Origin of the sequence: Roseospira navarrensis (assembly GCF_009601025.1) — a bacterium.
GTDB classification, from domain to species: Bacteria; Pseudomonadota; Alphaproteobacteria; order Rhodospirillales; family Rhodospirillaceae; genus Rhodospira; species Rhodospira navarrensis.
The window spans coordinates 16376-30129 of the sequence record NZ_WIVE01000054.1 but is presented as its reverse complement, the minus strand read 5'-3'; the positions used below and the strand labels follow the sequence as shown (position 1 = coordinate 30129).

General features: G+C 71.2%; 14 protein-coding genes and 1 other RNA gene. 10 read left to right on the top strand and 5 right to left on the bottom strand.

The window, feature by feature from the left end; genetic code table 11:
• Positions 1 to 86 precede the first annotated feature (86 nt).
• From GHC57_RS14680 to GHC57_RS14665, 4 genes are all read left to right on the top strand, one after another.
• Positions 87 to 1694, top strand: a complete 1608-nt coding sequence (locus tag GHC57_RS14680) for a diguanylate cyclase (RefSeq protein WP_153345575.1) — start codon at positions 87 to 89, stop codon at positions 1692 to 1694.
• 38 nt (positions 1695 to 1732) lie between these two features.
• Positions 1733 to 2305 (top strand): D-glycero-alpha-D-manno-heptose-1,7-bisphosphate 7-phosphatase, encoded by a 573-nt coding sequence (locus tag GHC57_RS14675; protein WP_153345573.1) that lies wholly within the window; start codon positions 1733 to 1735, stop codon positions 2303 to 2305.
• A 175-nt stretch (positions 2306 to 2480) separates the two neighbouring features.
• Positions 2481 to 2908: RNase P RNA component class A (gene rnpB, locus GHC57_RS14670), an RNA gene on the top strand.
• Between the two features lie 51 nt (positions 2909 to 2959).
• Positions 2960 to 3841 (top strand): FkbM family methyltransferase, encoded by an 882-nt coding sequence (locus GHC57_RS14665; protein WP_153345571.1) that lies wholly within the window; start codon positions 2960 to 2962, stop codon positions 3839 to 3841.
• Positions 3842 to 3872: 31 nt separating this feature from the next.
• Here GHC57_RS14665 and GHC57_RS14660 read toward each other — a convergent pair whose 3' ends face one another.
• From GHC57_RS14660 to phnF, 3 genes are all read right to left on the bottom strand, one after another.
• A complete protein-coding gene (locus GHC57_RS14660; protein WP_153345570.1) occupies positions 3873 to 4337 on the bottom strand; it encodes a bactofilin family protein in 465 nt (154 codons plus the stop codon).
• Between the two features lie 105 nt (positions 4338 to 4442).
• The gene (folE, locus tag GHC57_RS14655; protein ID WP_153345568.1) at positions 4443 to 5114 is read right to left on the bottom strand and encodes a GTP cyclohydrolase I FolE; all 672 of its coding nucleotides are present in this window, start codon (positions 5112 to 5114) and stop codon (positions 4443 to 4445) included.
• A gap of 171 nt (positions 5115 to 5285) precedes the next feature.
• The gene (phnF, locus tag GHC57_RS14650; protein WP_153345566.1) at positions 5286 to 6032 is read right to left on the bottom strand and encodes a phosphonate metabolism transcriptional regulator PhnF; all 747 of its coding nucleotides are present in this window, start codon (positions 6030 to 6032) and stop codon (positions 5286 to 5288) included.
• A 307-nt stretch (positions 6033 to 6339) separates the two neighbouring features.
• On the opposite strand from phnF, the gene GHC57_RS14645 reads away from it, so the two are divergent.
• From GHC57_RS14645 to GHC57_RS14635, 3 genes are all read left to right on the top strand, one after another.
• Positions 6340 to 7494 (top strand): alpha-D-ribose 1-methylphosphonate 5-triphosphate diphosphatase, encoded by a 1155-nt coding sequence (locus GHC57_RS14645; RefSeq protein ID WP_153345563.1) that lies wholly within the window; start codon positions 6340 to 6342, stop codon positions 7492 to 7494.
• Complete coding sequence (locus GHC57_RS14640; RefSeq protein WP_153345561.1) at positions 7488 to 8219, top strand: DUF1045 domain-containing protein; 732 nt, start codon at positions 7488 to 7490, stop codon at positions 8217 to 8219. The genes GHC57_RS14645 and GHC57_RS14640 overlap by 7 nt, the downstream gene beginning before the upstream one ends.
• 299 nt (positions 8220 to 8518) lie before the next feature.
• Positions 8519 to 8728, top strand: coding sequence for a heavy-metal-associated domain-containing protein (locus GHC57_RS14635; RefSeq protein ID WP_153345559.1), 210 nt, complete (start codon positions 8519 to 8521; stop codon positions 8726 to 8728).
• Positions 8729 to 9197: 469 nt separating this feature from the next.
• Here the strand turns inward: GHC57_RS14635 and GHC57_RS14630 are convergent, their stop codons facing one another.
• Complete coding sequence (locus GHC57_RS14630; protein WP_153345557.1) at positions 9198 to 10442, bottom strand: class I SAM-dependent rRNA methyltransferase; 1245 nt, start codon at positions 10440 to 10442, stop codon at positions 9198 to 9200.
• 384 nt (positions 10443 to 10826) lie between these two features.
• Complete coding sequence (locus tag GHC57_RS14625) at positions 10827 to 11780, bottom strand: glutathione S-transferase family protein (protein WP_153345555.1); 954 nt, start codon at positions 11778 to 11780, stop codon at positions 10827 to 10829.
• 193 nt (positions 11781 to 11973) lie between these two features.
• Between GHC57_RS14625 and GHC57_RS14620 the strand changes: the two genes are divergently transcribed.
• The 3 genes from GHC57_RS14620 to GHC57_RS14610 are packed head-to-tail and all read left to right on the top strand — an operon-like array spanning position 11974 to position 13639.
• Entirely contained in the window at positions 11974 to 12300 is a 327-nt protein-coding gene (locus GHC57_RS14620) for a type II toxin-antitoxin system ParD family antitoxin (protein ID WP_153345552.1), read from the top strand.
• Positions 12297 to 12665, top strand: coding sequence for a type II toxin-antitoxin system RelE/ParE family toxin (locus tag GHC57_RS14615; RefSeq protein ID WP_343031186.1), 369 nt, complete (start codon positions 12297 to 12299; stop codon positions 12663 to 12665). Before GHC57_RS14620 ends, GHC57_RS14615 begins: the two co-directional genes overlap by 4 nt.
• Positions 12666 to 12706: 41 nt before the next feature.
• A complete protein-coding gene (locus GHC57_RS14610) occupies positions 12707 to 13639 on the top strand; it encodes a DMT family transporter (RefSeq protein WP_153345550.1) in 933 nt (310 codons plus the stop codon).
• Positions 13640 to 13754 lie beyond the last annotated feature (115 nt).

Here is a 13754-nt window from a genome sequence, read left to right as displayed (position 1 = left end):
CGCGTCTACATCAACATGGAAAACCGGGATGACTGAAGCGCCTCAGACCGAATTTCCATCCCTCAGGTTGCTCAATCACCTCCTACGTGGATGGGACCATCCAGCAGACGCTGCGGGACTGGAGAACATACGAATCCGACACCCAGGGCAAGATCGCCATCCTGACCACGATCCGGGGCGACCGCGGCATTCCCGGGCTGCTGGACGGGCTGGCCACCTACGTGCGCACCCAGGACGAGGCGCTCGCCGAGGACCTGGCCGACCGGCTGGCCCGGTTGCAGCGGCGGCTGGACGATTATGCGGCGCTGTCCCTGACCGAGGGCGAGCAGTTCGCGCTCCGCGCCCTCAACGCCACCCTGACGGACTTCGCCGACAAGCTGGCGGTGGCCCGCCACATGGCGGGGCGGGGCGTGCCGACGAAGGATCGCGAGTTCGTCATCCCGCTGGACGACATCAATGCGGACATGGCGCTGTCCCTGCTGAACGAATCCTGGGCGGCCGCCGATGCCCGCCATCAGGCCACGCTGTTCCGGTCACTGCGGCAGGCGTCCGATCTGATCCATGCGCTGCTGTTCATGGTGGTCCCGGTTCTGATCGCCGGCACCCTGCTGCTGACGTGGGTGGTCTGGCGCTCCACCCGGCTGTCGGTCGAGGCGGAAACCCGGCGCCTCGCCGCCCAGCACTCGCAGACGCTCTATCGCGATCTGGTCGAGGGCTCGCTGCAGGGCCTGCTGATCCATGCCGACTTCAAGCCGCTGTTCGTGAACCCGGCCTTCGCCCGCATGTTCGGCTTCACCGACGTCCCCGAGGCGATGGCCCTGCCGAGCTTCCTGGATCTGGTGGCGGAGGACGACCAGGACGACGTGTCGATGGTCCACGGCATGATTACCTCGGGCCGGGTTCACACCTGGACGGGGCGGGTCCATTGCGTGAACCGGCGCGGTGAATCGGTCTGGGTGGAGGAACTGGCGCGCCCCATCCGCTGGCGCGGGGAACCGGCCGCGCAGGTGACGCTGATGGACGTCACCGACCGCGTGGCCTACGAGAACGACCTGGAGCTGGCCCGCAGCCTGACCGAGCAGCAGTCCCAGGAGGTCGTCGCCCTGGCCGAGGAACTGGACGTCGCCCTGCAACTCGCCGAGGAACAGAAGGCCCAGTTGCACAAGCTTTCCGTCTCCGATCCGCTGACCGGCGCCTTCAACCGCCGCCATTTCATGGAGCAGGCCCAGCAGGAACGCGCCCGGATGGGCCGCCAGCCGGACTATCGGGTCAGCGTGCTGATGATCGACCTGGACCACTTCAAGGCCATCAACGACACCTATGGCCATGCGGTCGGGGACGAGGCGCTGCGCGTCTTCACGGTGCTGTGCAACGAGACCCTGCGGGAAAACGACGTCTTCGGCCGCCTGGGCGGCGAGGAGTTCGCCGCGCTGCTGCCGGGCACCGGGCTGGACGAGGCGCGGCTGGTCGCGGAGCGGTTGCGCGCCGGCACGGCGACGGTGCAGATCGCCGTGGGCGACGGTCGGCATATCGGCCTGACGGCCAGTCTGGGCGTGGCCGAGGTCACGGACGCGGCCGAGCCCTTCGACGCCGTGCTGAGTCGGGCCGACGCGGCGCTGTACCGAAGCAAGGCCGAGGGCCGCGACCGGGTCACGATGGCCGCGCCGCCCGACCGTGACGGCCCCGCTGTCTGAGTCCTCCTCCCGCCCGCCGCCACAGGATGGCCCCGCCCATGTCCCCCACGCCGATCCCGCCCGACGCGCCCGACACGCCACCCCTGAGGGCGCAAACGCCCCGCCCGGCCGCCTTCCTCGACCGCGACGGCACCCTCAACGTGGATGTCGATTATGCCGCGCGTCCCGATCAGATCACGTGGATCGAGGGCGCCGTTCCGGCCCTGCGCCGCCTGAACGCGGCCGGCTGGTGGGTGATCGTGGTGACCAACCAATCCGGGGTCGCGCGCGGCCTGTACGGCGAAGACACGGTCCGCGCGCTGCACGACTGGATGGCGGCCGATCTGGCCCGGCAGGGGGCGCGCATCGACGCCTTCTACTACTGCCCGCACCACGCCACGGCGGGGGTGGGGCCGTACCGGGTGGACTGCGCCTGCCGCAAGCCCGCCCCCGGGATGCTGCTGCAGGCCATGGCGGACTATCCCGTGGACCGGGCGCGCTCTTTCATGCTGGGCGATCGGGTCCGGGACGTGGAGGCGGGGAAGGCCGCCGGCATCGCCTCCCACCTCTACGAGGGGGGAAACGTGGATGCCGTCGTGGCCCGACTGATGGGCGACAGGGCAATCGGGTAAAGGCACGTTTGGCGACCTGCGAGACCGCGTAGGGCGGGTTCGCGCCGAAGGCACAACCCGCCGCATGGGCTGCCACGTGGCGGCGTTGCGATCACACGGCCTTTCATCCGATGGACCTGTGATGCGCGATCCAGCCGGTTGACCCCAGGGACGGGCGGGGTATCCTGGCCGGGCGTCAGATGGCTGGATGGCCGCCCTGGCCCCTCGGGGCCGGGGAGGAAAGTCCGGGCTCCACGGGAACACGGTGCCGGATAACGTCCGGCGGGGGCGACCCTAGGGAAAGTGCCACAGAAAGCAAACCGCCCGTCCGCGCGCCGCGCCGGCGGGCAAGGGTGAAAGGGTGCGGCAAGAGCGCACCGCCCCCCTGGAGACAGGGGGGGCATGGTAAACCCCACCGGGAGCAAGACGGAGTAGGGGCGGCCGGCCCAGCCTCATGGACCGCAAGTCCTGGGGTGGGGGCCAGGCGGGTTTCCGCGCCGCCGCCCGGGTAAGTCGCGCGAGGCGTCCGGCGACGGGCGTCCCAGATGAATGGCCATCCATCGCGGGCCGGTCTTCCGGACCGGCCGGCGGGGACAGAACCCGGCTTACAGGCCATCTGGCGCCCCGGCCCCACCCGGCCGGCGCGGGCCTGCCGGACAGGAGCGGACCGGCCCGATGAAAACCCTGCTGCGCCTGTTGCGCGCCACCCTGCGCCATCCCCTGAACCGGGGGGCGCGCGTCGCCGCCCTGCTGCGGGTGCTGCGCTGGCAGGTCGTCTCGCGTCTGGCGCCGGGCCCGGTGGCCCTTCCCTTCGTCAACGACACCCTGCTGCTGGCCCGGCCCGGCATGACGGCGGCGACCGGCAACTATTATTTCGGCCTGATGGAACCGGCGGAGATGGGGTTCGTGCTCCACCTGCTGCGCGCGGACGACCTGTTCGTGGACGTGGGCGCGAACATCGGCAGCTATACGGTGCTCGCCGCCGGTGTGGCCGGGGCCCGCGTCATCGCCATCGAGCCGATCGCGAGCACCTTCCGGGCGCTGACCCGCAACGCGCGCCTGAACGCCGATCCGGACCGCGTGGAGGTGCACAACATCGGGGTTGCGGACCGGCCGGGCTTGCTGCGCTTCACCTGCGGGGCCGACGCCATGAACCACGTCGCCCGCCCGGACGAGCGGGGCGAGACCACCGAGGTTCCCGTCTCCACCCTGGATGCGGTGGTGGGCGACCGTGCGCCCACCGTGTTGAAGATCGACGTGGAAGGGTTCGAAGGGCAGGTCCTCCAGGGCGCCCGGCGGGTGCTGGAGAGCCCGGCCCTGTGCGCCGTGATCCTGGAGGCCAACGGCCTGAACGCCCACTACGGGCAGTCCAACGAGACCCTGGGCGAGCTGATGGCGGGGCTTGGGTTCACGCCCCACGGGTATGATCCACGGACGCGCGCGCTGGGACCGCCACCGGCCGGCGCGGCCAACGTGATCTTCGTGCGCGACCGGGCGCGGGTGATGGAGCGGGTGCGGGCCGGGCCGACCGTCCGGCTGGTGACGGGGCGGCTGTAGCCCACCCGCTGTCGCGCTGCACCGGGGCGGATCAGATCAGCGCCTGCGCCGGACGCCGGCCCGAAGAGGCGCCGGCCTCTTGGCCCCGCCCGCGCGGGGCCGCCGTGCGCGCCGGCCCGACCGCCCGGGGCTCGGACCCCTCACCCGATCCGCTGGTCCGGCCCGCGCCCGCCCCGGTGCGCGACCCTTCCGGCGTGGGCACGCATTGCGCGTCCAGGCCGCCGCCGATCTTCATCGACAGGGTCTTGTAACTGACGGTGCCGACAATCGTGCCCGTGGACTCGATGGCCACCCGGTCCGACTCGATCACCCCGTCCACGCGGCCCGCGATCTCGGCCGAGGCGGCGCGAATCGAGCCCTCGATGGTGGCGCTGCGGGCCACGGTCAGCGACTTGACCGAAACGGAGCCCTCGACGTGGCCATGCACGTCGAGATCCCCTTTGCTGGTGACGTCGCCGTACACCTGCAGGTCGGCTGAGAAGACGGATTTGGTCATGCGGATCGTGTCTCCGAACGGGACCGGAAGTTTAACGAACGGCACCCCGATTGAACAGGGGCCACCCGGCCCGGCCGCCGTGACAGGACCCGCGTGACGGGCCGCCTACCCGCGATCCGAACCGATCATGGACAGGAACTCGCGGCGCGTGTCGGAGCACGTCCGGAAGGCCCCCAGCATGCGGCTGGTGACCATCGTCACGCCCGGCTTGTGGACGCCCCGGGTGGTCATGCACTGGTGCGCGGCCTCGATCACCACGGCCACGCCCTTGGGTTCCAGGACTTCGTTGATGGCGTTGGCGATCTGCGCCGTCATCTTCTCCTGGATCTGCAACCGGCGGGCGAAGGCATCGACCACGCGGGCCAGCTTGGAGATGCCCACGACCCGGTTGGCCGGCAGATAGGCCACGTGCGCCTTGCCGATGATCGGGACCATGTGGTGTTCGCAGTGCGACTCCAGGCGGATATCGCGAAGCAGCACCATCTCGTCGTAGCCCTCCACCTCCTCGAAGGTGCGGCGCAGCAGATCCTCCGGGTCCTCGGCGTAGCCGGCGAAGAACTCCTCGTAGGCGGCGGCGACGCGCTTGGGCGTGTCCACGAGACCTTCGCGGTCGGGATCGTCGCCGGCCCAGCGCAGCAGGGTGCGGATGGCCCGCTCGGCCTCGTCCCGGGTCGGACGCTGCGGCCCGGCGCCGGTGGCGGCCTCGGCCGCGACACCGGCCGCGTCTCGGTAGTCTCGGGTCATGCGCGGCGCGCCGCTCGGTCGATCGAGGGTCATGGACGGGCTCCTTCCTTGCAACGGGGTCCGATTGTGTCGCCGGGACCTGTTACGCGCGATGCGGCACACTGGATCGCCCGGAGGTGATCGTCGGGATGCGGCAGGCGCGGGGCCTCAAGGAAGGTGGCGGCGCCCGGCCCGCTCCGCAAGAGAGCCGGGGGAGGCGGCGGTCTAGGTCGTGGGCAACTCCGGCGCGCACGGCTCCACCACGACCTGCACCCAGTCGCTGTTGAAGCGGGTGATCCCGAACTCGATCGGGTGCCCGTCCAGGTCCACGTTCAGGCTTTCGGACACCAGAACCGGCCGCGAGCGCGGCTGTTCCAGGACCTCGGCCTCGCGGCCCGTCGGCATGCGCGCGGTCAGGCGGGACCATTTGCGCCGGTAGTCCGTGACCCCGAACCGGCACAGGGCGGCGGAGACCGACCCCTCGTCGCGGACGGCCTCGCCGATACCGGGGAAGCGCTGGGCGGGGAACATGTGCTCGCTGTAGGTGATGCGGTGGCCGTCGCTGTCGCTCACGCAGCGAACGACCACCAGCGCATCGCCCCGGGACAGGCCCAGGCTCGCGGCCGCCGTGCCCTCGGCCCGGTCCATGGTGACCTCCAGCACCTGCCGGTCCGGCACCCGCTTCTGATCCCTCAGGTTGGCGCTGAAGCGGGTTCGTTCGCTGATCCGGTACGACAGCACGGGTTCCTGGACGAAGGTGCCCCGGCCCTGCTCGACCCGGATCAGGCTCCGTTCCTCCAGCCCCGCCAGGGCCCGGCGGACGGTGTGCCGGTTGACGCCGTAGCGGGCGGAGAGCTGGGCCTCGGTGGGCAACTGGTCGCCGGGCTGAAGCGTTCCGTCCGACAACTGGCTCTCCAGGCTGAGTTGAACCTGCCTCCAGAGCGCAACGCCACTGCGGCGCATCAGTCCCATGGCCCGGACCCTCCAGTATTAGTCAGGGGAACGCCACCGGATCGAAACGGCACGGACCCGGACTGTCTTCGTTTTGCTCCGATACAGCGTCAACCGTAAGGGGTGTCGTGTATGCAGTATTATTCATATATAAATTGTATTGACCTTATTGTCGATATGAGGGGCCGCCCGGTTCCTCATACGCACGGTTCAATCCCCGGGGCGGAGCGGCGCTCCGCTTTCCATGGAAGCTTCGCTTGACGCCCGCGAAACGCCCCCGGACAAAGGGGCCAATTCTTGACCCACCCCGATCGCGCGGACCCCTTTCATGAACAGCGCCACCGACCTGATCCTGACCAACGCCCGTGTCGTCACCCGCGACGACGTGCTGACCGGCGGCACCGTGGTGGTGCGCGACGGCCTCATCGCCGACATCGACGACCGGCCCTCCGGCGCGCCGGGCGCGCTGGACCTGGCGGGCGATTACCTTCTGCCCGGTCTGGTGGAGATGCACACCGACCACCTGGAACGCCACCTCATGCCCCGGCCCAAGGTCATCTGGCCGTCGCCCGTGGCCGCCGTGGTCGCCCATGACGCCCAGATCGCCGCCGCCGGCATCACCACCGTGTTCGACGCCATCGCCTGCGGCCAGTATTCGGACGGCTCCCTGCGCCGCCAGATGCTGACCGACGAGATCGCGGCCGTGAAACACGCCCGCGCCGAGGGCCTGTTGCGCGCCGACCATTGGCTCCACCTGCGCTGCGAGGTCGCCGATCCCTGCGTGGTGGAGATCTTCGAGCCCTACCGCGCCGACCCGCTGGTGCGGCTGGTCTCGCTGATGGACCACACCCCCGGCCAGCGGCAGTGGTCCGACATCTCCAAGCTGCGCCAGTTCGACAGCGACCAGGGCTGGACGGAAGCCGAGTTCGAGGCCCGCGTGCGCGAGCGGCTGGCCGATCAGGCCCGCTTCGCCCACCGCCACCGCCTGCAGGTCCTGGAGCTGGTGCGGGAGCGCTCCGACCTGATCCTCGCCACCCACGACGACACCACCGAAGCCCACGTGGACGAGGCCCTGAGCGAGGGCGCAACCATCAGCGAGTTCCCGACCACGTTCAACGCCGCGACCAAGGCCCACGGGGCCGGCATGAAGACCATCATGGGCGCGCCCAACGTGGTGCGCGGCGGCTCGCATTCCGGCAACGTCTCGGCCATCGAGCTGGCGCGCGCCCGGGTGCTGGACGGCCTGTCATCGGACTACGTGCCGGCGAGCCTGCTGCAGGCGGCGTTCGCGCTGACCGACCTGACGGACCTGTCGCTGCCGGCGAGCGTCGCCCTGGTCAGCGCCAACGTGGCCGACATGGTCGGGCTGCCGGACCGGGGACGCCTCGCGCCGGGCCTGAAGGCGGACATGGTGCGGGTCCATCTGGCGGACGGCATCCCCATGGCGCGGCACGTCTGGCGGGACGGGGTGCGGGTATGCTGAGCACCCCGGGCGGACAGGCGGGCGGACAGGCGGGCGGCCGCTATGCGATCTATCACGCGCCCCTGCCCGGCTCGGCGCTGGATGACCGGGCGGCGGCTTGGCTGGGGCGGGACGCCGAAACGGGGACGGCCCGCGCCCGGCCGGACGTGCCGGGCGTGGCGGCGGCCCGCGCCGAGGCCCTGACGGAGAGCCCCCGGTTCTACGGCTTTCACGGCACCCTGAAGGCGCCCTTCGCCCTGGCGGCCGGGACCACGGCGGACGACCTGCTGGCGGCCGTGGACGGCTTCGCCGCCGACCGCGCGGCCGTCTCGCTGCCGCCGCTGCGGGTGGCCGGGCTGGGGCCGTTCCTCGCCCTGGTGCCCACCGCCCCCTGCCCCGCCCTGGACGAACTGGCGGCGGCCTGCGTGCAGACTTTCGACCCCTTCCGCGCCCCGCCCGATGCGGCGGAGCTGGCCCGCCGCCGCGCCGCCGGCCTGACCGCCGCCCAGACCATCCTTCTGGAGCGCTGGGGGTATCCCTACGTGATGGATGCGTTCCGCTTCCACATGACCCTGACCGGCCCGATCGCGGATGCGGACGAGCGCGGCGTGGTTGCGGAGGGGCTGTCCGGCCTGTTCGCGCCCGTGCTGGGCGCGCCGGAGCCCGTCACCGGGCTGTGCGTGTTCCACCAGCCGGACCGGACGACGCCGTTCCGGCTGATCCACCGCGCCCCGTTCGGGCGCTGAGCGGACCGGCAGGGCTCCGACCCGGGTTGCTGTTGTGTCATACTGCTGTGGGCGAACCCGCCACAAACTGAGTTGATGACTCATTTTAAAGAGAGTTTGCCATCCTGAGCGCCCTCCGGATGCGAAGGATCTCGTGTTCCGGCCCGAACCGCGAGGACCCTGTTATCTGGATTGGGAGCCTTGACCGGACCGGGCTTGTTCTTGCTTCGCCCGCGTGGACTCCCCATCGTCGGGGTTCGGGCGGGACCGCGCCTGCGCCGCGAAGCGGCGGGGGCGATGACATGAAAAGGAGACCTCCGATGTCCGCCACCTATCGCGTATCCGGAATGACCTGTGGCGGCTGCGCCCGCTCGGTCGAGAGCGCCATCAAGGCCGCCGCCCCCGAGGTGGAGACCGTCACCGTGGACCTGGAGGCCGGCACGGTCACCGTGGCCGGGGCGGTCCCCCAGGAGGTCATCGCCGGCGCCGTCGAGGACGCCGGGTTCGATTGCGACGGCCTGGTGAGCTAGCGAGGCCCGGAGCGTCAACGGCCGCCCCTGAGCGCGTGCTCGGAGAGGGCGCGTCAGAGGGCGACTCTCGCCCTCTCGGGTCATCCTGAGCCGCTGAAAGCGGCGAAGGACCTCGGGAGGCCGGGTGACTCCCGGCCGGCCCAGGCACGCCCCGGCCCGAGATCCTTCGGTCGCTTCGCTCCCTCAGGACGACGCACTTTTTTGGGTCATCACGGATCATCGGGGTCGCGTGGTTTCTGGAGCGGCGCGACCACCCGAGACAACCCCTCCCCACCCTCCCCATTCCATGGGGAGGGAGTCCCGTGGGCGCCTCGTGGACCGGAACGCCTCCCCCATTCATGGGGGAGGTTGGGAGGGGGTTCAGGCTCGAAGCGCGACGCCAGAGGGGCCCCTTCTGGTCCCCGGAATTCCGTGATGACCCTTTTTTCGTGGCGCCCGTCCTGACGGTCATCGCCTCCTGCCGTTGGTCTCAGTCCAACGCCAGCAGAACGCCCTTGAGGTAGTCGGACTCGGGCAAGGCCGGGTGCAACGGATGGTCCGGCGCGGCTCCGGTGCGAGCCAGAACGCGCCCGTTTCGCCCGGCCTGCGAGAGGCCGTGCACGATCTCCGACAGGAAGCGGTCTGCCGGCATGTTGTGCGAGCACGAGGCGGCGAACAGCAGCCCGCCCGGCTCCACCAGCGGCGCGGCAAGGCGCGCCATCTTGCGGTAGCCCTTGGCGCCGGTGGCCAGGTCCTTGCGCGACTTCACGAAGCTGGGCGGATCGCAGACCACGACGCCGAAGCGCGCGCCCTCCTTGGCCAGCGCGGCCAGGGTGGCGAAGGCGTCGCCCTGCCGGGTCTCCACACGATCCGCAAGGCCGGACTCGGTGGCCCCCTGCGCGGCCAGCGCCAGGGCGGGCGCGGCCGAATCCACGCACAGCACCCGTGACGCCCCCGCCGCCGCACAGGCCAGGCCGAAGCCGCCGGCGTGGCTGAACACATCCAGCACCGTCTGTCCCCGGGACAGCCGGGCGACCAGGGCGTGGTTGTCGCGCTGGTCATAGAACCAGCCGGTCTTCTGGCCGCCGGTCAGGTCGGCGCGGTAGGTCACCCCGTTCTGCCGCACGGGAACCGGGCCGTCCGGCGCGGTGCCGTGCACGCGCAGACCCTCCGCCGGCAGCCCTTCCAGCACGCGGCCGCCGGTGTCGTCGCGGATGACCACCCCGGCCGGACCGATGACCGCATCCAGCGCCGCCAGCACCACCGGCAGCAGCCGGTCCATACCCGCGCTGTTGGCCTGGACCACGCAGTGGTCGCCGAAGCGGTCGATCACCAGCCCGGGCAGACCGTCCGCCTCGGCGTGGACCAGCCGGGAGAAGGGGCCGTCCACCAGCCGGTCCCGCAGCGCCAGGGCGCGGCGCAGCCGGCCGGCGATCAGGTTCAGGGTCACGGGCGCGTCCGGATGCATATCCAGCACGCGCAGCGCGATCAGCGAGTGCGGGTTGAACAGCGCGGTGGCCAGGGCCTCGTCGCCCGCATCCCGGACGGTGACCACGGACCCCGGCGGCAGGGCCTTCGCCTCCGGGGTCATCTCCACCTCGTTGGAGTACACCCAGGGATGGCCGCGCCGCAGCCGTTTGGACTGGCCCGCCCGCAGCGTCACACGCGGATAGGGCGGCGCGCCCGGGGGGTGCGGGGCGTCGGACGGGGTCGCGGCGACGGGGTCGGCGGTCATGGGGCAGGGTCCTTGCGCGCGGAGGAGGAGAGCGGCCCCGCGTTATAGGCGCCAGGGCCATCCGTGACGAGTCCGCTCTTGTGGTCCCGATCGGCGATGATCCGGCCTCGTCCGGGTTGGGATCCCGTCGCGGCAGCGATGGTGATGAGTCTTTGGTGTTCTCGCCGCAGCGCCCCTTCGAGGCGCGCGGCTCCGGGCCTTCGGCCCGCCGGCGCGGTCGCGCCGGTCCGTATGGTTTTCTCGCCGCAGCGCCCCTTCGAGGCGCGCGGCTCCGGGCCTTCGGCCCGCCGGCGCGGTCGCGCCGGTCCGTATGGTTTTCTCGCCGCAGTGCCCCTTCGGGGCGCGCGGCTCCGGGCCTTCGGCCCGCCGGCGCGGTCGCGCCGGTCAGGCGGCCCGCAGGCGCTCGCGACCGTGGGGCCGGTCCAGGTCCAGCACAGGCCCGGCCGGGACGATGCCGGTCGGATTGATGGTGCGATGACTGGCGTAGTAGTGCCGCTTGATGTGGTCAAAGTTGACGGTCGCGGCCACGCCCGGCACCTGGTACAGCTCGCGCAGATAGCCGGAGAGGTGCGGATAATCCGCGATCCGCCGCAGGTTGCACTTGAAATGGCCGTGGTAGACGGCATCGAAGCGCACCAGGGTGGTGAAGGCGCGCCAGTCGGCCTCGGTGATGACGTCGCCGGCCAGATAGCGTTGCCCGGCCAGGATGGCGTCCAGCCGGTCCAGGGTGTCGAACAGGGCCGTCACGGCCTCCTCGTAGGCCGCCTGGGTGGTGGCGAACCCGGCCTTGTAGACCCCGTTGTTGAGCGTGTCGTAGACCCAGCCGTTGATGTCGTCGATGCGGTCGCGCAGCGGCGCCGGATAGAGATCGGGACCGGAGGCCAGCGCGCCGAAATCCGCGTTGAACATGCGCAGGAGTTCGGCGCTCTCGTTGTTGACGATGGTCCCGGCCACCCGGTCCCAGAGCACCGGCACCGTGACCCGCCCCGTGTAGTCCGGGCGGGCGGCGGTGTAGACCTGATGCAGGAACCGGGCGTCATGGATCGGATCGGCGCCCTCGGGCAGTTCCCAGCCGTTTTCCAGCATCAGCGGATCGACCACCGACACCGAAATGACATCCTCCAGCCCCTTGAGGACCCGCGCGATCAGGGTGCGGTGCGCCCAGGGGCAGGCGAGCGAGACATACAGGTGATAGCGCCCGGGCTCCGCGGGGTGAGGCGTGGAGCCGTCCGCGCTGACACGGTCGCGGAACGCGCTCTCCTGGCGGACGAACCGGCCGCCGGTGCGGCTGGTGTCGTACCACTGGTCATGCCATTCGCCGTCGATCAACAGTCCCATGGGTCTCTCCGTTGCGGTCCGAGGGCGCGCGGTGCGCCGTTCCCGTTCAGGTGGGCGCGCCGCCTGGTCCTGGATACCCCTTCAACGTTGCCGAATGCAGAACAGTCCGGTGCCGGCGCTGGCCAGAGCCCACGGCTTAATGGCATCATCTGCCAACGGACCGACCTCACGTCCCACCCCGGGAGCCCCCGCCATGCCCACCCGCAACGTCGTGCTCACCGACCATCAGGCCGCGCTGATCGAGCGGCTCGTGGCCTCCGGCCGTTACCAGAACGCCAGCGAGGTCCTTCGTGACGGCCTGCGCCTGATCGAGACCCGCGACGCCGAACACGCCGCCCGCCTGGAGGCCCTGCGCGAGGCGGCCGCCGTCGGCATCCGCGACATCGAGGCCGGACGCTATACGGAATTCGAGAGCGCGGAGGCGATGGCGGACTATTTCGCCGACATCGCCGACCAGCGCATCCGCGCCGAGGAGGAGCGGCAGGCCGCCGCGGCGCAGGGCCGGGTGGCGTCCCGGTGACGGACCCCGCCTTACCCTGGGCCGTCCGGCTGTCCGCCGATGCCCGGCGCGATATGGACGCGATCCTGGATTGGACCCTGAACCGCTTCGGAACAGAGCAGGCCCGCCGGTATGCAGCGATGGTGGAGCGGGCGCTGCGGGCGCTCGAAGGCGGTCCCGCCACGCTTGGCGTCCGCCCGCGCGAGGACATCGGGCCGGGCGTGCTCACCCTTCACATCGCACGGGGTGGGCGGAAGGGCCGGCACGTGGTGCTGTTCCGGGTGGCGGCGGAGACGCGAACGCTCGATGTCCTGCGCCTCCTCCATGACTCGATGGATCTTCCGCGCCACCCGCCCCCTTCTCCCGGCGGGCCGGATGCCGCATGATGCCGGCCCTTTTGGCCGCCTGAGTCCGGATCCCGCCCGTCATGTCCCTGCCCGTGCCGTCCCGCTCCGCCCTGATCGCCGCCTTGCCGGCGATGTTCGTGCTGCTGTGGAGCACGGGCTTCATCGGCGCGCGCTTCGTGCTGCCCCACGCCCAGCCGCTGACCGTGCTGGGCCTCCGCTTCGCCATCACGGTGCTGCTGTTCCTGCCGGTGATCTGGTGGAGCCGCGCGCCCTGGCCCGCCACCCCGATCCTGGCCGGCCATGCCGCCGTCACGGGGCTGCTGCTGCACGGGGCCTATCTGGGCGGCGTGTTCGTGGGCATCGCGTGGGGCATGCCGGCGGGCCTCGCCTCGCTGATCGTCGGGCTGCAGCCGCTGTTGATCGCCGTCGCGGCCGGTCCCCTGCTGGGCGAGCGGGTCTCGGCCCGCCAGTGGGCCGGGCTCGGCCTGGGGCTGGTGGGCGTGGTCATGGTGCTGGGCGAGAAGCTGGCCCCCGCCGGGGCCACCCTGTTCGAGGGCTTCGGCTGGCCCGCCGTGGCGGCCTGCCTGTTCGCCCTCGTGGGGATCTCGGCCGGGACGCTCTATCAGAAACGCTTCTGCGGCGGCCTGGACGCGCGCACCGGCGCCGTCTTCCAGTTCGGCGCGGCCATGGTGCTGATGGCGCTGATGGTCTGGCTGACCGGCGAGGACACCACCATCGACTGGACGCCCGGCTTCATCTTCGGGCTGGCGTGGCTGGTGGTGGTGCTGTCGGTGGGCGCGGTCACGCTGCTGATGGCGTTGATCCGCCTGGGCGAGGCGGCGCGGGTGGCCAGCCTGTTCTATCTGGTGCCGCCGGTCACCGCCCTGATCGCCTGGGCGCTGTTCGACGAGAAGCTGGGCGGCCTGGCCCTGGCGGGCATGGCGGTCGCGGTCGCCGGGGTGGCGATGGCGACGGGCGGCGGGACCGTGACCCGAAAGCAACCCGGTGCATGATAGTGTCGTAACGCCCTGGATCCGCCCGAAAACAGCCCACATTCCCGGGCATCGTGTCACACTGATGCGAACGGGTCGGATGTGACGCCGCGGCGCGTCAGGTCCAGAGATGGGC